The following is a 20,730-nucleotide window of genomic DNA, read 5'->3' as shown; positions in this document are numbered from 1 at the left end:
AGGATGCCATTTATGCCATTGATGACAGCAGGGATTGAAACTGCACTGAATAAGCTGCTCTGGCAGGATAAAGCGCTCAGGGCGGCCCGCCAGCGTTTATACGGGAAAGTATTGCGTATTATCCTTCAGGAACTGAATGCCCCTCTTGTTATGGTTTTCAGTGAGCAACAACTGGATGTCGTGGCGCAGTGGGATGGTGAAGTCGATTGCACGGTGGTAACACGGTTATCGGTTTTACCCTCACTGCAAGATCGTAGCCAACTAACCCGGCTGATTCGCCAGGGGGATCTTGAGGTTCAGGGAGATATCCAGGTGGTACAGAGTATGGTGGCGTTACTTGACCTGGCTGAAATTGACCCGGCAGAAATGCTGGCTCCCTGGACGGGAGATGTCGTCGCAGAAGGCCTGAGCAGGGTTGTACGTAATGGCGGTCAATTTTTGAAGCAACAACTGGTTCGCCAGCACCAGAATGTATCTCAGGCTATCACTGAGGAATGGCGTCTGGCGCCTGGCTCTCTTGAAGTTGCGTGGTTTACTGAAGAAGCACAAGCACTGAATACTGCTGTTGAAAACCTGAGTCAGCGGCTTGAGAAACTGGAGGCCAAATGACGCCCGGTGAGATTCGCCGCCTGTACTTCATCATTCGTACTTTTCTGACTTACGGTCTTGATGAACTTATCCCCAAAATGCGCATTACGTTGCCTCTGCGTTTATGGCGGCGTTTATTGTTCTGGTTGCCAAACCGGCATAAAGATTTGTCGCTTGGTGAGCGCCTGCGCCTGGCGTTACAGGAGCTTGGCCCTGTCTGGATAAAGTTTGGTCAGATGCTATCCACTCGCAGGGATCTGTTTCCCCCCGCGATTGCCGATCAACTGGCCCTGTTGCAAGACCGTGTCGCTCCCTTTGATGGTCACCTTGCGCAGCAGCAAATCGAAAAGGCGATGGGCGATATTCCGGTGGAAACCTGGTTTGATGATTTTGCTGTTGAACCTCTTGCGTCTGCGTCCATTGCGCAGGTGCATACCGCACGCCTGAAAGACAACGGCAAAGAAGTGGTGATTAAGGTTATCCGTCCGGATATCCTGCCTGTTATTAAAGCCGATATCCGGCTTATCTACCGCCTGGCGCGTTGGGTACCGCGCCTGATGCCGGACGGGCGCAGGTTGCGCCCCACCGAAGTCGTACGCGAATACGAAAAAACGTTAATGGATGAACTGAATTTATTGCGGGAAGCCGCCAATGGTATTCAGTTACGACGTAATTTTGAAAACAGCCCGATGCTGTACGTTCCTGAGGTTTATTCAGACTACTGCAGCGAGAATATGCTGGTTATGGAACGTATTTATGGGATACCGGTCTCAGATGTTGCGGCCCTGGAAAAAAATGGCACCAACATGAAGCTGCTGGCTGAACGTGGGGTTCAGGTCTTTTTTACTCAGGTTTTTCGCGACAGTTTCTTTCATGCAGATATGCATCCGGGCAATATTTTTGTAAGTTACGAGCATCCGGAAAACCCGCAGTACATAGGTATTGATTGTGGAATTGTGGGGTCGCTGAATAAAGATGACAAACGCTATCTGGCTGAAAACTTTATCGCATTTTTTAACCGTGATTACCGCAAGGTAGCTGAATTGCATGTGGATTCAGGATGGGTTCCGCCAGATACCAACGTGGAAGAGTTTGAGTTTGCCATCCGTACCGTTTGTGAGCCTATTTTTGAAAAGCCGCTGGCGGAAATTTCCTTCGGCCATGTATTACTCAATCTGTTTAATACAGCCCGGCGGTTCAATATGGAAGTACAGCCGCAATTGGTGCTGTTACAGAAAACCCTGTTATATGTAGAAGGTGTCGGGCGGCAACTATACCCACAACTCGACTTGTGGAAAACGGCAAAGCCGTTCCTTGAATCCTGGATAAAAGACCAGGTGGGTATTCCCGCACTGGTCAGGGCATTCAAAGAGAAAGCGCCGTTTTGGGTAGAAAAAATGCCTGAACTCCCGGAGCTTTTTTATGAAAGTTTGCGCCAGGGGCGGCATTTACAGCACAGCATGGATAAGATTTCCCGTGAATTGCACGATAATCGGGTACGTCAGGGGCAGTCGCGATATTTGTTTGGCATTGGTGCAACACTGATTGTCAGTGGTACGCTGTTGCTAATTAATCGGCCTGACTGGGGTATGATGCCCGCATGGCTAATGGTAGGTGGCATCGCTACATGGCTTGTGGGCTGGTGGCGTACTACCTGATTTTTTCATTATGAAAGCGTAGGCTCCGCGTGTGCGAGGCCGGACTTCATTTTTCGTCTCTGAGGAACATTATGGGTGGTATTAGTATCTGGCAATTATTGATAATCGTTGTCATTGTTGTGTTGCTGTTTGGCACCAGGAAACTCAGCTCTTTGGGTTCTGATCTTGGCGCATCCATCAAAGGCTTTAAAAAAGCAATGAATGATGACGATGATGACAAAGGCGACAAAACGAAATCCGCACCTGATGCCGATTTCACCACCAGGAACTTGTCAGAAAAAACTGACGAGAAAATGAAAGACGAACAGAAAAAGAGCGATAAAGAGCAGGTGTAAACAGTGTTCGATATTGGTTTTGGCGAGTTATTACTGATTTTTATAATTGGTCTGGTTGTGCTTGGGCCTGAACGCCTGCCTGTTGCTGTGAAAACAGTTGCGGGTTGGGTTCGGGCGTTGCGTTCGCTCGCCTCAACTGTGCAAAACGAGTTGGCGCAGGAGTTAAAACTTCAGGAGTTTCAGGACAGCCTGAAAAAAGTTGAAAAGGCGAGCATGGACAACCTGACGCCTGAACTGAAATCTTCTATGGATGAGCTGCGTGCAGCGGCTGAATCAATGAAACGCTCCTACAGCCATCCTGATCCTGAAAAACGCAGTGATGAAGAAAACACCATCGGTAACCCTGCGAAGCAACAGGCAGTGCAGGATGAAACAGCATCTTCATCAACTGAGCAAGGCTCGCTCCAGGAAACGGCGACATCGCAGCTTTCTGCAGTGCCTGCACACTCTTCTGATGGGCGTGAGGCTGAAGCGGTGGCCGGTAAAACCAGCGATGAAGCTTCAGTGTCTTCCGTATCGAACAAGAAAGGGTAACTATGGCAGTCGATGATACCCAACCGCTGATTAGTCATCTGATAGAGCTTCGCAAGCGCCTGCTGAATTGTATGATTGCTGTGCTGGTCATCTTTCTCGCGCTGGTCTATTTTTCTAATGACATCTATCAACTGATTTCTGCGCCATTAATTAAGCAGATGCCGCATGGTGCGAGCATGATTGCAACAGATGTCGCATCACCTTTTTTCACCCCCATCAAGCTGACAATTATGGTGTCGGTGATTTTGTCAGCACCCGTTATCCTCTACCAGGTGTGGGCATTTATTGCGCCAGCGCTGTACCGGCATGAGCGTCGTCTTGTGGTGCCATTGCTTATTTCCAGCACTTTTTTGTTCTATATTGGCATGGCCTTTGCCTATTTTGTGGTCTTTCCCCTCGCATTTGGCTTTCTGACACGAACCGCACCCGCAGGGGTCGTGATATCAACGGATATCACGAATTATCTTGATTTTGTCATGTCACTCTTCATGGCGTTTGGTGTGGCATTTGAAGTCCCTGTTGCGATTGTCCTGTTGTGCTGGATGGGTGTGACAACCCCGGCGGACTTGAAGAAAAAGCGTCCTTACATACTGGTTGGGGCGTTTGTGGTGGGAATGCTGCTCACGCCACCTGATATCTTTTCACAGACCTTGCTGGCTGTGCCTATGTATTTGTTGTTTGAAATAGGCGTTTTCTGTTCCCGGTTCTATGTAGGGAAACGACGCCCACAAGATATGTCCGATGGCGAAGACCCGGACAACGCGGACAACGCCAGTTAATTTCATGTAAGCCACCGCCCTTAACGGGCGGTCAGATTGATGAAAAAGAAGGAAAAAGCGTGGTTTTTCCTTCTTTTTAGTTAGCAGCCGAAAACCAATGAATTGATTTTCCTGGTTTTTTGTTGGGTGACATCCTCTCGCCTGTGCGTACATGAGGTTTGTCATCAGACTCACCGCCCTTAACGGGCGGTTTTTTCAGGTTACTCCTATGTTCGATATCGGTGTTAATTTAACCAGCCCACAGTTTGATAAAGACCGTGCTGACGTTGTTTCTCGTGCGCAAAGTGCGGGTGTCCATGGTTTGTTAGTGACCGGAACCAGTGTGCGGGAAAGTGAACAGGCGCTGACCTGTGCTACTGAGTTTAAGAATTGTTGGGCAACAGCCGGTGTACATCCCCATGATGCCAGTACCTGGAATGAGGCGGTGGCTGAGAGCATTTATTGCCTTGCCGGGCAAGATAAAGTGGTGGCTGTTGGCGAATGTGGGCTGGATTTTAACCGTAATTTTTCTTCTCCCCCTGATCAGGAACGGGCTTTTTCTGCGCAACTGGCTATCGCGGCTGAATGTGAGTTGCCTGTTTTCCTTCACTGCCGTGAAGCGCATGACCGCTTTATGGTGTTGCTAACACCCTGGCTGAATAAGCTGCCTGCGGTAGTATTGCATTGTTTCACAGGAACCCGGCAAGAGGCCGATGTGTGCCTGAAGCACGGTATGTATCTGGGAATAACCGGGTGGGTATGTGATGAGCGCAGGGGGTTAGCACTGCGGGAGTTATTACCGGTAATTCCGGCAAGCCAGCTATTTTTGGAAACCGATGCGCCTTATTTGTTGCCCAGAGATCTGTTACCCAAACCGCGTTCTCGCCGCAATGAGCCTTGTTTGTTACCACATATTCTTCAACAGGTTGCCCGGTGGCGTAATGAGGACCTGAATGAACTTGAGGCCACTACAGACAATAATGTACGACGGGTTTTTAACCTTAGTTTCTGATATCCCCTGATCCCGGGGCGTTAAATTTTGCGAAACTCGGTATTTTTAACGCTTCTCAACACCTGTTTGTTTAGCAGGTTAAGCAGAAGAATGGAGCGGGTTTCGCCATCGGGTTCGGTAAAAATGGCATCCAGCCCTTCGAATGTTCCATCCGTAATTACAACCTGGTCGCCTGGATATGGTGTCTCCGGGTCGGTAATATCGGAACCTGGCTGATAACTCAGTAACTGGTTGATAACATCGGTGGGTACAATGGCAGGCTGCGTACCAAAACGCACAAAATGGCTGACTCCCCGGGTAGAATTAACCGTTGTGGTGTGAATTCTTTCCGGGTCGAATTCGACAAATAAATAGTTTGGAAATAAGGGTTCCTGTACCGCAGTCCGCTTACCACGCACAATTTTTTCAAGGGTGATCATTGGCGTGACACAATTAACAAACTGGCGCTCCAGATGCTCTTGCGCCCGTTGTACTTGCCCACGTTTACAATAAAGCAGATACCAGGATTCCATAATGTCTCTAATATTGTCGCCCGACTGGCAAGCATAGCAAATAGTGCAGAAGAGGGATAGCCGCTCAAGTAACGTGGCTATTTACCAGTGTATTTTCTCCAGCGGCCTGGGGTATTACAGGTAAAGTTGTACGCAGGTTGTGCGGTGAATTCACGCTAATTTAACAAAATTACAGCATCAACGGGCTTAAGTCCGTATAATGATGTGCTAAATTTGGTGCGAAAAAGAACAGCATGAAATATCACGATCTACGCGAATTTCTTACCCTGCTCGAAGCGCAGGGTGAACTAAAACGTATTACACTCCCTGTTGATCCCCATTTGGAAATAACAGAAATAGCTGACCGCACTCTGCGTGCAGGCGGCCCTGCACTATTGTTCGAAAATCCAAAAGGTTACAAGATGCCCGTGCTATGTAATTTATTCGGTACGGCAAAACGGGTGGCAATGGGCATGGGGCGTGACGATGTTTCCGCGTTACGTGAAGTGGGGACGTTACTGGCGTTCCTCAAGGAGCCTGAGGTTCCTAAAGGCTTTCGTGATTTATTCGATAAAATTCCGCATTTTAAACAAGTTCTCAATATGCCCGCAAAGCGGGTTCGCTCAGCACCTTGCCAGGAAATTGTCCAGCAGGGTAACGATGTAGACCTGGGGCAGATCCCAGTCATGCATTGCTGGCCCGAAGATGCCGCACCGTTGATTACCTGGGGGCTGACTGTGACGCGTGGCCCACATAAGGAACGTCAAAACCTCGGGATTTATCGTCAACAGGTGTTGGGTAAAAACAAAATTATTATGCGTTGGCTATCTCACCGTGGCGGCGCACTGGATTTTCAGGAATTTTGTCAAAACAATCCGGGCGAGCGCTTCCCCGTTTCTGTGGCGCTGGGGGCAGACCCGGCCACTTTACTGGGTGCAGTAACGCCTGTGCCGGACACACTGTCAGAGTATGCTTTCGCCGGGTTGCTGCGTGGCAATAAAACGGAAGTGGTCAGGTGCCTGTCCAACGACCTCGAAGTGCCTGCCAGTGCAGAGATTGTACTGGAAGGTTACATTGAACCAGGCGAAGTGGCAGTAGAAGGGCCTTATGGTGACCATACTGGGTACTACAATGAAGTGGATAGCTTCCCGGTGATGACAGTCACACATATTACGCGCCGCGAAGATGCCATTTACCACTCAACATATACCGGCCGCCCGCCTGATGAACCGGCGGTGATGGGGGTGGCGCTGAACGAAGTTTTTGTGCCTATTTTGCAAAAACAATTCCCGGAAATTGTCGATTTTTATTTGCCGCCAGAGGGGTGTTCTTACCGTATGGCAGTAGTCACGATGAAAAAACAGTATCCGGGGCATGCCAAACGCGTAATGATGGGCGTATGGTCATTCTTGCGTCAGTTTATGTATACAAAGTTTGTTATTGTATGTGATGACGATATCAACGCGCGTGACTGGAACGATGTTATCTGGGCGATTACTACGCGTATGGATCCTGCCCGGGATACTGTGATGATTGAAAACACACCGATTGATTATCTGGATTTCGCTTCGCCTGTTTCCGGGCTGGGTTCGAAAATGGGGCTGGATGCCACAAATAAATGGCCAGGTGAGACACAACGTGAGTGGGGGCATCCCATAACCAAAGATCCTGATGTGGTCGCTCGTGTTGATGCTATCTGGTCGCAGCTTGGTATAGTGGATGACGGTAAAACTGCCTGAGCCGCAGCCGTTGCAACATCGCTTTAATGACCCGAAGAGGGAACGCATGACAATTTTAAGCTGTAAAGTGACCTCGGTAGAAGCCATTACGGATACGGTGTATCGTGTACGTTTACTACCGGAAGCTGATTTTTCTTTTCGTGCCGGGCAGTATTTGATGGTAGTAATGGATGAGCGGGATAAACGCCCGTTTTCTCTGGCTTCCACGCCGTCTGAACATGACTATATCGAATTGCATATTGGTGCGTCTGAACTGAATCTGTACGCAATGGCTGTGATGGACAGGATCCTGAAAGACCGTGAAATTGTCGTCGATTTGCCCCACGGTGAAGCCTGGTTGCGTGAAGAGGATGATCGCCCACTGGTTCTGATTGCCGGTGGTACGGGTTTCTCTTATGTTCGCTCAATTCTGCTTACTGCGCTGGAACGTAACCCACTGCGGGATATCGCAATTTACTGGGGCGGGCGTGAAGAAAAACACTTGTACGATCTCAATGAACTCGAAGCACTGACTCTTCAGCACCGCAATTTGCGGGTTGAAGCTGTGGTCGAGCAGCCTGAGGGAGGTTGGCAGGGACGCACCGGGACGGTACTGGCTGCTGTTATGCAGGATTATGGTACGCTTGCCGGGCATGATATTTACATCGCCGGCCGTTTTGAAATGGCGAAAATTGCCCGCGAGCTGTTCTGTAATGAGCGCAGCGCGCGTGAAGACCGCATGTTTGGTGACGCTTTTTCTTTCATCTGACAGAAACGTTAGAAGCGGGAGAACACCACGTAACTAAAGGTGTTTTTCCGCCAAAACATGAAAAAACCCGCCCCTGACAGGCGGGAAAACGGCAACTAATCGGTTACTCAGTTCGTTCAAAAACGGTCGCAATACCCTGTCCCAGCCCAATACACATTGTCGCCAGGCCAAACTGCGCATCTTTCCCCGCCATAATATTCAACAAGGTTGTGCTGATACGCGCACCGGAACACCCCAGTGGGTGGCCTAACGCGATGGCACCGCCGTTAAGATTTATTTTCTCATCCAGCATATCCATAAGCCCCAGATCTTTAATACAAGGCAATACCTGAGCGGCGAATGCTTCATTCATTTCAAATACATCTATGTCTGCTGGGGTAAGCCCGGCCTTTTTGAGCGCCAGTTTTGATGCGGGTACCGGGCCATACCCCATAATCGAAGGATCACAACCTACTACGGACATAGAACGAATGCGGGCCCGAATGGGTAACCCAAGTGCCTTCGCCCGGCTCTCACTCATGACCAGCAGGGCTGCAGCCCCATCGGACAGTGCGGATGAACTGCCTGCGGTAACGGTACCCGTGACGGGATCAAAGGCCGGTTTCAGTGCCGCGAGACTTTCCCGGTTAGTCTCAGGACGAATAACTTCATCTGTGCCCAGCATAAGCGGAACGCCTTGTGCATCATGGCCACCTGTTGGCACAATTTCACTTTTGAACGCGCCAGACTGTGTTGCGGCAAAAGCACGCTTGTGTGACCGTTCTGCAAACGCATCCTGCATTTCACGGGAAATGCCGTGCATTCGGGCCAGCATCTCAGCCGTAAGACCCATCATCCCGGCCGCTTTAGCAACATTCCGGCTCAGGCCCGGGTGAAAATCCACCCCGTGGCTCATGGGGACATGACCCATATGTTCCACGCCACCGACCAGACAAACATGTGCGTCACCTGTCATTATCATGCGGGCTGCATCATGCAGTGCCTGCATAGATGAGCCACATAGCCTGTTAACCGTTACAGCTGGCACACTGTGTGGGATCTCGGCAAGCAGTGCAGCGTTTCGGGCAACGTTGAAACCCTGCTCCAGTGTTTGCTGAACACAGCCCCAATAAATATCGTCAATTTCCGCGGCATCCAGTGCCGGGTTGCGTGCCAGCAGGCTGCGCATCAAGTGAGCGGATAAATCCTCTGCACGGGTAAAGCGAAATGCCCCGCCTTTTGAACGGCCCATTGGGGTTCTGATGGCATCAACGATGACAACTTTTTCCATAACTCACTCCTCAGGCACATTGCAGGTTACTGGATGGGCGGGCAGGCTCCACAGATGGATAATAGCTTGCGTTGGTGCGGGCTTTTTCGCGTAAGCCATCGGTGACGGTATACAGTGGCCCAAGTTCCTGGTAGTGATTTGCCATATCGAGATATTTGGCACTTCCCAGAGAATCCAGCCAGCGCAGCGCTCCACCATGAAACGGAGGGAAGCCAAGGCCATACACCAAAGCAATATCAGCTTCTCCAGGCGAAGCGATAATGTTTTCTTCCAGGCAGCGAATGACTTCGTTAACCATGGGGATCATCATGCGTGCAATAATGGCTTCATCACTGAACTCAGCCGCGGGCTGGCAAACCTCACAGAGCAGGCCAGCAACACTCTCATCAGCGATTTTACGCGGCTTGCCTTTGCTGTCGGTTTCATAGCGCCAGAAACCCTGGCCACTTTTTTGCCCATAACGTCCGGCGTCAAACAGCACATCAATGGCATCGCGATAGGCTTTCTGCATGCGCTGCGGGTAGCCAGCGGCCATTACCGCCTGGGCATGGTGAGCGGTATCGATTCCGACTACATCAAGCAGGTAAGCCGGGCCCATCGGCCAGCCAAACTGTTTTTCCATCACCCGGTCAATCTGGCGGAAATCGGCACCATCTTTGAGTAGTTGGCTGAAACCAGCAAAATACGGGAACAGAACCCGGTTTACGAAGAACCCTGGGCAATCATTCACCACTATTGGTGTTTTCCCCATTTTGCTGGCCCAGGCAACCACTTTGGCAAGTGTGGTTTCACTGGTTTGCTTACCGCGAATCACTTCGACCAGCGGCATACGGTGCACCGGGTTAAAAAAGTGCATACCACAGAAATTTTCCGGGCGTTGTAATACGCTGGCCAGTTCACTGATCGGAATGGTCGATGTATTCGAAGCCAGTACGCAGTCCGGGCGAATGTGATTTTCGGTTTCGGCCAGCACGGTTTTTTTAACTTTCGGGTTCTCAACAACTGCTTCAACCACCACATCAGCTTTCTCAAAACCTGCATAATGCAGTGTTGGCTGAATAGCCGCCATCACACTGGCGAGCCTGATACCATCAATTTTCCCACGCTCAAGTTGTTTGTTCAGTAACTTACTGGCTTCACTGATGCCCAGCGCCAGCGCCTTCTCATTGATATCTTTCATGAGTACCGGTACGCCTTTCCAGGCGGACTGCCAGGCGATACCGCCACCCATAATTCCCGCACCCAGAACAGCAGCCTGCTGTGGTAATGCAACATCGTGGCTGTATTTTTTCGCCAGGCTTTTTACGTGCTGATCGTTAAGGAAAATGCCAACCAGAGCCCGGGCCTGAGGGGAATGAGCCAGGGGAACAAAACTTTGATTCTCCAGCTTCAGAGCATCATCTCTGCCTAATGTGGCGGCAGCTTCTATTGTTTTTACTGCTGTCATTGGTGCCGGGTAATGTTTCCCGGCAGTTTGAGCAACCATGCCTTTGGCAATCGTAAAACTCATGGTGGCTTCAATTTTACTGAGTTTCAACGGCGCCAGTTTTACAGCACGTTTGCTGCGCCAGTCCTGGTTTCCGGTTATGGCCTGTTGTAAGACCTGCACTGCTGCGGTTTTCAGGTTCTCCTGGCTTACCACACCATCAACCAGACCTATTTTCAGTGCCTGCTGTGCATCCACATCTTTGCCTGCGGCAATAATTTCCAGCGCGCTGTCCGCACCGAGCAATCGAGGCAAGCGAACAGAACCGCCAAACCCAGGCATAATCCCCAGTTTTGTTTCCGGTAAACCAATACGTGCTTCCGGTGTGGTAAGGCGGAAATCAGTTGCCAGCACACATTCGCAACCACCACCCAGCGCATAGCCATTAACCGCGGATATTGTTGGTACAGGCAGATCTTCAAGGCGGTTAAATACGCTATTGGCGAAGTGCAACCATTGGCTGAGCTGCTCGGCCGGGACCAAAAACAGAGAAAGAAACTCCATGATATCTGCGCCGACAATAAAAGCATTTTTATCAGAACGCAGTAACAGACCTTTTAGATCTTTTTGTTTTTCAAGTATATCCAGTGCATTTCCGAGGCTGGCAACCGTCGCGGTGTCCAGCTTATTGACTGAACCGGGCGCGCTAAATACCAGTTCGGCAATGCCATTTTCCAGCCAGTCGAGATAAAGGGTTTCACCTTGGTAGAGCATGTCAGTCTCCTGAATCCAGCAAAGGGATCTGGTCGTACCAGATGAGCGGAGTGTGGAATTTATGTTAAAAAATTGCAAATTAATCTTTAATTTTTTGCTGGAAAGATCACGGATACGCGAAAACACGCTCTGAATAAGCGGGTGTGTTAAAATGCCCACTTCAGGGTTAACGTACAAAGGGTAAGTTATGGACTCGTTAGTCGCACTGTATAAAGAACATATTGAGGCATTGCAGGAACGTACTCGCAATGTGCTGGCACGTTTCAATCTGGATGCACTACTGATTCATTCCGGTGAATTATTTAATGTTTTTCTCGATGATCACCCTTATCCATTTAAAGTTAACCCGCAGTTTAAAGCCTGGGTACCTGTTACACAGGTACCTAATTGTTGGCTGTTGGTGGATGGCGTCAGTAAGCCAAAATTGTGGTTCTGGTTGCCTGTTGATTACTGGCACAACGTTGAACCGTTACCGCAATCTTTTTGGACTGATGAGATTGAACTGAGTGCTCTGGCTAATGCCAAAGAGATTGGCAGTATGCTGCCCGCTCAACGCAAAAATATTGCTTATATTGGCCCTGTTCCGGAACGCGCTCTGCAACTCAACATTGAAGCCAGCAATATTAACCCTCAGGGAGTGATTGATTACCTGCACTTCTACCGGGCCTATAAAACCGAGTATGAACTGGCTTGCATGCGTGAGGCGCAAAAAATGGCGGTGGTGGGTCATCATGCAGCTCATGATGCCTTTCTGTCCGGGATGAGTGAGTTTGATATCAACCAGGCCTATTTAACCGCGACGGGTCACCGGGACACTGATGTTCCTTACGGCAATATTGTGGCGCTGAATGAGCATGCTGCGGTATTGCATTACACAAAACTGGATCACCAGGTTCCGGCTAAAAACCTCAGTTTCTTGCTGGACGCTGGGGCTGAATATAACGGTTATGCCGCAGATCTGACGCGCACATGGTCGGCTCAAAATGACAATGATTTTGCCGCACTGATTAAAGACGTGAATGAACATCAGCAGGCACTGATTGCCACTATGCAGGCAGGCACACGCTATACCGAATATCATTTACAGTTCCATCAGCGTATTGCGCAGATACTGCGTAAACACCAGATAATTACTGGCATCAGTGAAGAGGCAATGGTAGATGCGGATATTACCGGACCTTTCATGCCTCATGGCATTGGACATTCGCTGGGGCTGCAGGTGCATGATGTAGCCGGATTTATGCAGGATGACTCCGGCACAAACTTACCAGCACCAGAGAAGTACCCGTATCTGCGTTGTACCCGGGTGCTTGAACCCGGTATGGTGCTGACTATCGAGCCTGGCATCTATTTTATTGAGTCTTTGCTGTCAGCCTGGCGAGAAGGGGCGTATAGCAAACATTTCAACTGGCAGAAAATTGAATCGCTGAAACCCTATGGCGGTATTCGTATCGAAGATAACGTGGTGATTCATGAGAAGAGCATTGAGAACATGACACGGGATCTGAAACTCAGTTAATGGAGAGTTGGCTCATTCCTGTTGCGCCCGTAGAAGTGAGTGCTGAGATTAAAAAAAGTCGGTTTATTACTTTTCTGGCACATACCGATGGCGTGGCTGCAGCAAAAGCATTTGTTGAGCAAATACGCTCTACGCACCCCAGTGCACGGCATCATTGCTGGGCCTGGGTAGCCGGTGCGCCTGACGACTCACAGCAACTCGGTTTCTCCGATGACGGTGAACCTGCCGGAACCGCAGGTAAACCGATTCTTGCGCAGTTACAGGGAAGCGGAGTGGGTGAAATTACCGCTGTCGTGGTGCGTTATTATGGTGGTGTATTGCTGGGTACCGGTGGGTTAGTCAAAGCCTATGGTGGTGGTGTTAGCGATGCGTTAGCTCAGTTAACTACGCAGCGGAAGATGGCACTGAGGTCCTATACTTTGCGTTGTGAATATGGGTTGCTGGCTTCTGTTGAGGGACTTGTTGCTCAAACACAAGGGCTCATTGTTTCCAGTGACTATCAGGATGTGGTGCTGTTAACTATCGCATTGCCCCCGAGTCATATTGACGTGTTTCGTTCGCGCCTGGCAGACATGAGCCGGGGTTCGATACAATTATTCCCTTTTGGATAGTCTCTCTTATTTTCGAAGGATCCACGCGTGATGCATTTTCGCCCTATAGTCAGAATTGTTGGCTTACTGGTTATTTTATTTTCGGGAACGATGTTTATTCCCGGGCTGGTGGCCCTGATCTATCGAGATGGCGCGGGGAGAGCCTTTACACAAACCTTTTTCGTTGCGTTGGCTATCGGCGCGTTGCTGTGGTGGCCCAACCGCCACCAAAAGCGCGAGTTAAAACCACGGGAAGGTTTTTTGATAGTCGTGTTGTTCTGGACTGTTCTGGGGAGTGTCGGGGCACTGCCCTTTATTTTCGCTGAGCGCCCCAATCTCACTATCACCGATGCATTTTTTGAATCTTTCTCCGGGTTAACAACCACAGGTGCAACAACACTGGTTGGTCTGGATACACTGCCACATGCCATTTTATTTTATCGCCAGATGCTGCAATGGTTCGGTGGTATGGGAATCATTGTGCTGGCTGTGGCTATCTTGCCAATTTTGGGCGTTGGGGGATTGCAGCTTTATCGCGCGGAAATGCCAGGGCCACTAAAAGATAACAAAATGCGCCCACGTATTGCTGAAACAGCCAAAACACTCTGGCTTATTTATGTATTACTGACCATTGCCTGTGCTGCCGCTTTGTGGTTTGCCGGCATGCCCATGTTTGATGCTATCAGCCACAGTTTCTCCACTATCGCCATTGGTGGTTTCTCCACTCATGATGCCAGCATTGGTTACTTTGACAGCCCGGCAATTAACTCAATCATCGCGCTGTTTTTATTGATTTCAGGGTGTAACTACAGCCTGCACTTTTCGTTGCTGAGCGGGAGAAGTTTGAAAGTGTACTGGCGTGACCCCGAATTTCGTATGTTTATTGGGGTGCAATTCTCGCTGGTATTGATTTGTACGCTGGTGTTAATTCTGCATCACACCTACGGCTCATTCTGGCAAACTCTGAATCAATCTTTTTTCCAGGTTGTCTCCATGGCAACAACGGCAGGGTTTACTACAGACAGTATTGCGCGCTGGCCCCTTTTCCTGCCGGTATTACTATTATGCTCGGCATTTATTGGTGGTTGTGCCGGTTCGACCGGTGGTGGCCTGAAAGTTATCCGTATCCTGCTGTTATTTAAACAAGGAAATCGTGAGCTTAAACGCCTGGTACACCCTAATGCGGTTTACAGCATTAAGTTAGGGAACCGTGCATTGCCGGAGCGCATCCTGGAGTCAGTGTGGGGCTTTTTCTCTGCTTATGCATTGGTATTCATCCTCAGTATGCTGGCTATTATCGCGACAGGTGTTGATGATTTCTCTGCGTTCGCGTCGGTAGTGGCCACGCTAAATAACCTGGGGCCGGGGCTGGGTGTTGTGGCTGATAACTTTGCCAGTATGAATCCAGTTGCTAAATGGATTCTTATTGTGGATATGCTATTCGGACGACTTGAAGTCTTCACACTATTAGTTTTGTTTACCCCTACTTTCTGGAAAGAATAAGAAGGACACTATGAGAACGCTGATTTTATTTTCCAGCCGGGATGGGCATACACGGGAAATTGCACATTATGTTGCAACTCAGTTACGCGCTGAAGGAGAGGAGTGCGATGTAATGAACCTGCACCGTACCCCTGATATTGAATGGGAGCGCTTTGACAAGGTTATTATTGGAGCATCTATTCGTTATGGGCACTTTCATTCCTCACTAGGCAATTTTGTGAAACGCCATGCTTCGGTGCTAAACCAACTCTCCAGTGCTTTCTTCGCGGTTAACCTGGTAGCCAGAAAGCCAGAGAAAAGAACGCCACAGACTAACAGTTATACACGCAAGTTTTTGTCTGATTCGCCATGGGCACCTTCGCTCAGTGCCGTTTTTGCAGGTGCGTTGCGTTACCCCAAATATCGTTGGTATGACCGGTTAATGATTTTACTGATCATGAAAATGACAGGGGGAGAGACAGATACACATAAAGAAGTGGTCTATACAGACTGGGCTCAGGTTGATGCTTTTACTCGTGAAGTTGCTAATTTACCGGGCAAAAAGTTGTAAAAACGAGCGCTTTGTTCGAAAACCAGGCGAACGATAATTTTTTTGTATTAAACACTTGCCAGCGAGAGATTAGTCCCTATAATGCGCCACCACTGACACGGCACAACGGCAAACAAACCGGCCTGTCAGGCAAAGTTAAGTAAAAATAAATGCTTGACTCTGCAGCGGGAAAGCGTAATATACGCAGCCCGCGCCACCCGGAAATAGGGGGGCACTGCTCTTTAACAATTTATCAGACAATCTGTGTGGGCACTCATAAGCACTGATATCTTAACGTCGCAAGACGCTAAAAATTATCAAGTCTTAAAGAGTGGCTAACAGTTAATTCATTACGAATAAACAGTTTAATTCTTTGAGCATCAAACTTTAAATTGAAGAGTTTGATCATGGCTCAGATTGAACGCTGGCGGCAGGCCTAACACATGCAAGTCGAGCGGCAGCGGGAAGAAGCTTGCTTCTTTGCCGGCGAGCGGCGGACGGGTGAGTAATGTCTGGGAAACTGCCTGATGGAGGGGGATAACTACTGGAAACGGTGGCTAATACCGCATAACGTCGCAAGACCAAAGAGGGGGACCTTCGGGCCTCTTGCCATCAGATGTGCCCAGATGGGATTAGCTTGTTGGTGAGGTAACGGCTCACCAAGGCGACGATCCCTAGCTGGTCTGAGAGGATGACCAGCCACACTGGAACTGAGACACGGTCCAGACTCCTACGGGAGGCAGCAGTGGGGAATATTGCACAATGGGCGCAAGCCTGATGCAGCCATGCCGCGTGTATGAAGAAGGCCTTCGGGTTGTAAAGTACTTTCAGTCAGGAGGAAGGTGGTGAGCTTAATACGCTCATCAATTGACGTTACTGACAGAAGAAGCACCGGCTAACTCCGTGCCAGCAGCCGCGGTAATACGGAGGGTGCAAGCGTTAATCGGAATTACTGGGCGTAAAGCGCACGCAGGCGGTCTGTCAAGTCGGATGTGAAATCCCCGGGCTCAACCTGGGAACTGCATTCGAAACTGGCAGGCTGGAGTCTCGTAGAGGGAGGTAGAATTCCAGGTGTAGCGGTGAAATGCGTAGAGATCTGGAGGAATACCGGTGGCGAAGGCGGCCTCCTGGACGAAGACTGACGCTCAGGTGCGAAAGCGTGGGGAGCAAACAGGATTAGATACCCTGGTAGTCCACGCCGTAAACGATGTCGACTTGGAGGCTGTGCCCTTGAGGCGTGGCTTCCGGAGCTAACGCGTTAAGTCGACCGCCTGGGGAGTACGGCCGCAAGGTTAAAACTCAAATGAATTGACGGGGGCCCGCACAAGCGGTGGAGCATGTGGTTTAATTCGATGCAACGCGAAGAACCTTACCTGGTCTTGACATCCAGAGAATCCTGCAGAGATGCGGGAGTGCCTTCGGGAGCTCTGAGACAGGTGCTGCATGGCTGTCGTCAGCTCGTGTTGTGAAATGTTGGGTTAAGTCCCGCAACGAGCGCAACCCTTATCCTTTGTTGCCAGCGGTTAGGCCGGGAACTCAAAGGAGACTGCCAGTGATAAACTGGAGGAAGGTGGGGATGACGTCAAGTCATCATGGCCCTTACGACCAGGGCTACACACGTGCTACAATGGCGCATACAAAGAGAAGCGAACTTGCGAGAGTAAGCGGACCTCATAAAGTGCGTCGTAGTCCGGATTGGAGTCTGCAACTCGACTCCATGAAGTCGGAATCGCTAGTAATCGCGGATCAGAATGCCGCGGTGAATACGTTCCCGGGCCTTGTACACACCGCCCGTCACACCATGGGAGTGGGTTGCAAAAGAAGTAGGTAGCTTAACCTTAGGGAGGGCGCTTACCACTTTGTGATTCATGACTGGGGTGAAGTCGTAACAAGGTAACCGTAGGGGAACCTGCGGTTGGATCACCTCCTTACCTTAGAGATACGGTCTTTTGCAGTGCTCACACAGATTGTCTGATGAAAGTAAAGAAGCAAGGCGTCTTGCGAAGCAGACTTCAGTGTCCCCTTCGTCTAGAGGCCCAGGACACCGCCCTTTCACGGCGGTAACAGGGGTTCGAATCCCCTAGGGGACGCCAGGCGTTAACTGATGAGGTCAGACCTCCCAGGGGATGCCACTTGCTGGTTTGTGAGTGAAAGTCGCCGACCTCAGTATCTCAAAACTGATTCAGCAGTGAATCACGTTTGAGATATTTGCTCTTTAAAAATCCGGAACAAGCTGAAAATTGAAACACAGAACAACGCAAGTTGTTCGTGAGTCTCTCAAAACTTACAGCACGAAGACATCTTCGGGTTGTGAGGTTAAGCGACTAAGCGTACACGGTGGATGCCCTGGCAGTCAGAGGCGATGAAGGACGTGCTAATCTGCGAAAAGCGCCGGTGAGGTGATATGAACCGTTATAACCGGCGATGTCCGAATGGGGAAACCCAGTGTGACTCGTCACACTATCATTAACTGAATCCATAGGTTAATGAGGCGAACCGGGAGAACTGAAACATCTAAGTACCCCGAGGAAAAGAAATCAACCGAGATTCCCCAAGTAGCGGCGAGCGAACGGGGAAGAGCCCAGAGTCTGAATCAGCAGGTGTGTTAGTGGAACGGTCCGGAATGGCCGGCGATACAGGGTGAAAGCCCCGTACACGAAAGCGCACCCGTTGTGAGCTCGATGAGTAGGGCGGGACACGTGGTATCCTGTCTGAATATGGGGGGACCATCCTCCAAGGCTAAATACTCCTGACTGACCGATAGTGAACCAGTACCGTGAGGGAAAGGCGAAAAGAACCCCGGCGAGGGGAGTGAAAAAGAACCTGAAACCGTGTACGTACAAGCAGTGGGAGCCTCTTAATGGGGTGACTGCGTACCTTTTGTATAATGGGTCAGCGACTTATATTCTGTAGCAAGGTTAACCGTATAGGGGAGCCGCAGGGAAACCGAGTCTTAACCGGGCGTCCAGTTGCAGGGTATAGACCCGAAACCCGGTGATCTAGCCATGGGCAGGTTGAAGGTTGGGTAACACTAACTGGAGGACCGAACCGACTAATGTTGAAAAATTAGCGGATGACCTGTGGCTGGGGGTGAAAGGCCAATCAAACCGGGAGATAGCTGGTTCTCCCCGAAAGCTATTTAGGTAGCGCCTCGTGAATTCATCTCCGGGGGTAGAGCACTGTTTCGGCTAGGGGGCCATCCCGGCTTACCAACCCGATGCAAACTACGAATACCGGAGAATGTTATCACGGGAGACACACGGCGGGTGCTAACGTCCGTCGTGAAGAGGGAAACAACCCAGACCGCCAGCTAAGGTCCCAAAGTCATGGTTAAGTGGGAAACGATGTGGGAAGGCCCAGACAGCCAGGATGTTGGCTTAGAAGCAGCCATCATTTAAAGAAAGCGTAATAGCTCACTGGTCGAGTCGGCCTGCGCGGAAGATGTAACGGGGCTAAACCATGCACCGAAGCTGCGGCAGCGACACTGAGTGTTGTTGGGTAGGGGAGCGTTCTGTAAGCCGGTGAAGGTGTGCTGTGAGGCATGCTGGAGGTATCAGAAGTGCGAATGCTGACATAAGTAACGATAATGCGGGTGAAAAACCCGCACGCCGGAAGACCAAGGGTTCCTGTCCAACGTTAATCGGGGCAGGGTGAGTCGACCCCTAAGGCGAGGCCGAAAGGCGTAGTCGATGGGAAACAGGTTAATATTCCTGTACTTGGTGTTACTGCGAAGGGGGGACGGAGAAGGCTGTGTCATCCGGGCGACGGTTGTCCCGGTTTAAGCGTGAAGGTGGAGTGACCAGGCAAATCCGGTTGCTCATTAACACTGAGGCGTGATGACGAGGCACTACGGTGCTGAAGTGACAGATGCCCTGCTTCCAGGAAAAGCCTCTAAGCTCCAGGTAACACGAAATCGTACCCCAAACCGACACAGGTGGTCAGGTAGAGAATACCAAGGCGCTTGAGAGAACTCGGGTGAAGGAACTAGGCAAAATGGTGCCGTAACTTCGGGAGAAGGCACGCTGACATGTAGGTGAAGTCCCCCGCGGATGGAGCTGAAGTCAGTCGAAGATACCAGCTGGCTGCAACTGTTTATTAAAAACACAGCACTGTGCAAACACGAAAGTGGACGTATACGGTGTGACGCCTGCCCGGTGCCGGAAGGTTAATTGATGGGGTCAGCGCAAGCGAAGCTCCTGATCGAAGCCCCGGTAAACGGCGGCCGTAACTATAACGGTCCTAAGGTAGCGAAATTCCTTGTCGGGTAAGTTCCGACCTGCACGAATGGCGTAATGATGGCCAGGCTGTCTCCACCCGGGACTCAGTGAAATTGAACTCGCCGTGAAGATGCGGTGTACCCGCGGCAAGACGGAAAGACCCCGTGAACCTTTACTATAGCTTGACACTGAACATTGAGCCTTGATGTGTAGGATAGGTGGGAGGCTTTGAAGTGTGGACGCCAGTCTGCATGGAGCCAACCTTGAAATACCACCCTTTAATGTTTGATGTTCTAACCTGGCGCCATAATCTGGCGTGGGGACAGTGTCTGGTGGGTAGTTTGACTGGGGCGGTCTCCTCCTAAAGTGTAACGGAGGAGCACGAAGGTTGGCTAATCCTGGTCGGACATCAGGAGGTTAGTGCAATGGCATAAGCCAGCTTGACTGCGAGCGTGACGGCGCGAGCAGGTGCGAAAGCAGGTCATAGTGATCCGGTGGTTCTGAATGGAAGGGCCATCGCTCAACGGATAAAAGGTACTCCGGGGATAACAGGCTGATACCGCCCAAGAGTTCATATCGACGGCGGTGTTTGGCACCTCGATGTCGGCTCATCACATCCTGGGGCTGAAGTAGGTCCCAAGGGTATGGCTGTTCGCCATTTAAAGTGGTACGCGAGCTGGGTTTAGAACGTCGTGAGACAGTTCGGTCCCTATCTGCCGTGGGCGCTGGAGAATTGAGGGGGGCTGCTCCTAGTACGAGAGGACCGGAGTGGACGCATCACTGGTGTTCGGGTTGTCATGCCAATGGCACTGCCCGGTAGCTACATGCGGAAGAGATAAGTGCTGAAAGCATCTAAGCACGAAACTTGCCCCGAGATGAGTTCTCCCTGACTCTTTAAGAGTCCTGAAGGAACGTTGAAGACGACGACGTTGATAGGCCGGGTGTGTAAGCGCAGCGATGCGTTGAGCTAACCGGTACTAATGAACCGTGAGGCTTAACCTTACAACGCCAAAGATGTTTTGGTGTGAGAGAGACGAAA

The 20,730-nt window shown here is 50.4% G+C and carries 15 protein-coding genes, 1 tRNA gene and 2 rRNA genes; 15 read left to right on the top strand and 3 right to left on the bottom strand.

Annotated features, from left to right (window positions below; all coding sequences use genetic code 11):
* Window positions 1–3: 3 nt before the first annotated feature.
* The 6 genes from MPHASIOC01_RS26165 to tatD all read left to right on the top strand — a co-directional run bounded on the left by MPHASIOC01_RS26165 (window position 4) and on the right by tatD (window position 4,885).
* Window positions 4–609 carry an SCP2 domain-containing protein gene (locus MPHASIOC01_RS26165; protein WP_353613601.1) on the top strand — a complete coding sequence of 202 codons (606 nt, stop codon included), beginning with the start codon at window positions 4–6 and terminating at the stop codon, window positions 607–609.
* Entirely contained in the window at window positions 606–2,246 is a 1,641-nt protein-coding gene (gene ubiB / locus MPHASIOC01_RS26160; RefSeq protein WP_353613600.1) for a ubiquinone biosynthesis regulatory protein kinase UbiB, read from the top strand. The genes MPHASIOC01_RS26165 and ubiB overlap by 4 nt, the downstream gene beginning before the upstream one ends.
* A 71-nt stretch (window positions 2,247–2,317) precedes the next feature.
* Window positions 2,318–2,581 (top strand): twin-arginine translocase TatA/TatE family subunit, encoded by a 264-nt coding sequence (gene tatA / locus MPHASIOC01_RS26155; protein ID WP_064596933.1) that lies wholly within the window; start codon window positions 2,318–2,320, stop codon window positions 2,579–2,581.
* Window positions 2,582–2,584: 3 nt separating this feature from the next.
* A complete protein-coding gene (gene tatB, locus MPHASIOC01_RS26150; protein WP_064596935.1) occupies window positions 2,585–3,115 on the top strand; it encodes a Sec-independent protein translocase protein TatB in 531 nt (176 codons plus the stop codon).
* Between the two features lie 2 nt (window positions 3,116–3,117).
* Window positions 3,118–3,894, top strand: coding sequence for a Sec-independent protein translocase subunit TatC (gene tatC, locus MPHASIOC01_RS26145; protein WP_064596936.1), 777 nt, complete (start codon window positions 3,118–3,120; stop codon window positions 3,892–3,894).
* Window positions 3,895–4,102: 208 nt separating this feature from the next.
* Window positions 4,103–4,885: a 3'-5' ssDNA/RNA exonuclease TatD gene (gene tatD / locus MPHASIOC01_RS26140; protein ID WP_064596938.1), complete on the top strand. Its 783-nt coding sequence runs from the start codon at window positions 4,103–4,105 to the stop codon at window positions 4,883–4,885.
* A gap of 20 nt (window positions 4,886–4,905) precedes the next feature.
* Here the strand turns inward: tatD and rfaH are convergent, their stop codons facing one another.
* Window positions 4,906–5,397 (bottom strand): transcription/translation regulatory transformer protein RfaH, encoded by a 492-nt coding sequence (gene rfaH / locus MPHASIOC01_RS26135; protein ID WP_353613599.1) that lies wholly within the window; start codon window positions 5,395–5,397, stop codon window positions 4,906–4,908.
* A 233-nt stretch (window positions 5,398–5,630) separates the two neighbouring features.
* Between rfaH and ubiD the strand changes: the two genes are divergently transcribed.
* The gene (ubiD, locus tag MPHASIOC01_RS26130; protein WP_064596942.1) at window positions 5,631–7,115 is read left to right on the top strand and encodes a 4-hydroxy-3-polyprenylbenzoate decarboxylase; all 1,485 of its coding nucleotides are present in this window, start codon (window positions 5,631–5,633) and stop codon (window positions 7,113–7,115) included.
* Window positions 7,116–7,161: 46 nt separating this feature from the next.
* Window positions 7,162–7,863 carry an NAD(P)H-flavin reductase gene (gene fre, locus MPHASIOC01_RS26125; RefSeq protein ID WP_353613598.1) on the top strand — a complete coding sequence of 234 codons (702 nt, stop codon included), beginning with the start codon at window positions 7,162–7,164 and terminating at the stop codon, window positions 7,861–7,863.
* A gap of 103 nt (window positions 7,864–7,966) precedes the next feature.
* Here the strand turns inward: fre and fadA are convergent, their stop codons facing one another.
* Window positions 7,967–9,133: an acetyl-CoA C-acyltransferase FadA gene (gene fadA, locus MPHASIOC01_RS26120; protein WP_064596946.1), complete on the bottom strand. Its 1,167-nt coding sequence runs from the start codon at window positions 9,131–9,133 to the stop codon at window positions 7,967–7,969.
* 10 nt (window positions 9,134–9,143) lie between these two features.
* Entirely contained in the window at window positions 9,144–11,333 is a 2,190-nt protein-coding gene (fadB, locus tag MPHASIOC01_RS26115; RefSeq protein ID WP_353613597.1) for a fatty acid oxidation complex subunit alpha FadB, read from the bottom strand.
* Window positions 11,334–11,520: 187 nt separating this feature from the next.
* On the opposite strand from fadB, the gene pepQ reads away from it, so the two are divergent.
* The 7 genes from pepQ (at window position 11,521) to MPHASIOC01_RS26080 (ending at window position 20,693) form a co-directional block, all read left to right on the top strand.
* Window positions 11,521–12,852 carry a Xaa-Pro dipeptidase gene (pepQ, locus tag MPHASIOC01_RS26110; RefSeq protein WP_064596950.1) on the top strand — a complete coding sequence of 444 codons (1,332 nt, stop codon included), beginning with the start codon at window positions 11,521–11,523 and terminating at the stop codon, window positions 12,850–12,852.
* Window positions 12,852–13,463, top strand: a complete 612-nt coding sequence (locus MPHASIOC01_RS26105; RefSeq protein WP_064596952.1) for an IMPACT family protein — start codon at window positions 12,852–12,854, stop codon at window positions 13,461–13,463. The genes pepQ and MPHASIOC01_RS26105 overlap by 1 nt, the downstream gene beginning before the upstream one ends.
* Before the next feature lie 30 nt (window positions 13,464–13,493).
* Complete coding sequence (trkH, locus tag MPHASIOC01_RS26100; protein WP_064596954.1) at window positions 13,494–14,945, top strand: Trk system potassium transporter TrkH; 1,452 nt, start codon at window positions 13,494–13,496, stop codon at window positions 14,943–14,945.
* 10 nt (window positions 14,946–14,955) lie between these two features.
* Window positions 14,956–15,495 carry a menaquinone-dependent protoporphyrinogen IX dehydrogenase gene (hemG, locus tag MPHASIOC01_RS26095; RefSeq protein WP_353613596.1) on the top strand — a complete coding sequence of 180 codons (540 nt, stop codon included), beginning with the start codon at window positions 14,956–14,958 and terminating at the stop codon, window positions 15,493–15,495.
* Between the two features lie 368 nt (window positions 15,496–15,863).
* Window positions 15,864–17,405, top strand: a 16S ribosomal RNA gene (locus MPHASIOC01_RS26090).
* An 86-nt stretch (window positions 17,406–17,491) separates the two neighbouring features.
* A tRNA-Glu gene (locus MPHASIOC01_RS26085) sits at window positions 17,492–17,567 on the top strand.
* Between the two features lie 221 nt (window positions 17,568–17,788).
* Window positions 17,789–20,693 (top strand): 23S ribosomal RNA (locus tag MPHASIOC01_RS26080).
* Together the 16S and 23S rRNA genes with 1 tRNA gene alongside form the textbook arrangement of a ribosomal RNA operon.
* The last annotated feature ends 37 nt before the right edge of the window (window positions 20,694–20,730 follow it).

Origin of the sequence: Mangrovibacter phragmitis (assembly GCF_040429585.1) — a bacterium.
In the GTDB taxonomy this organism is placed as follows: Bacteria; Pseudomonadota; Gammaproteobacteria; order Enterobacterales; family Enterobacteriaceae; genus Mangrovibacter; species Mangrovibacter phragmitis.
The sequence above is the reverse complement of the archived record's forward strand: the minus strand, read 5'-3'. Positions and strand labels throughout refer to the sequence as shown.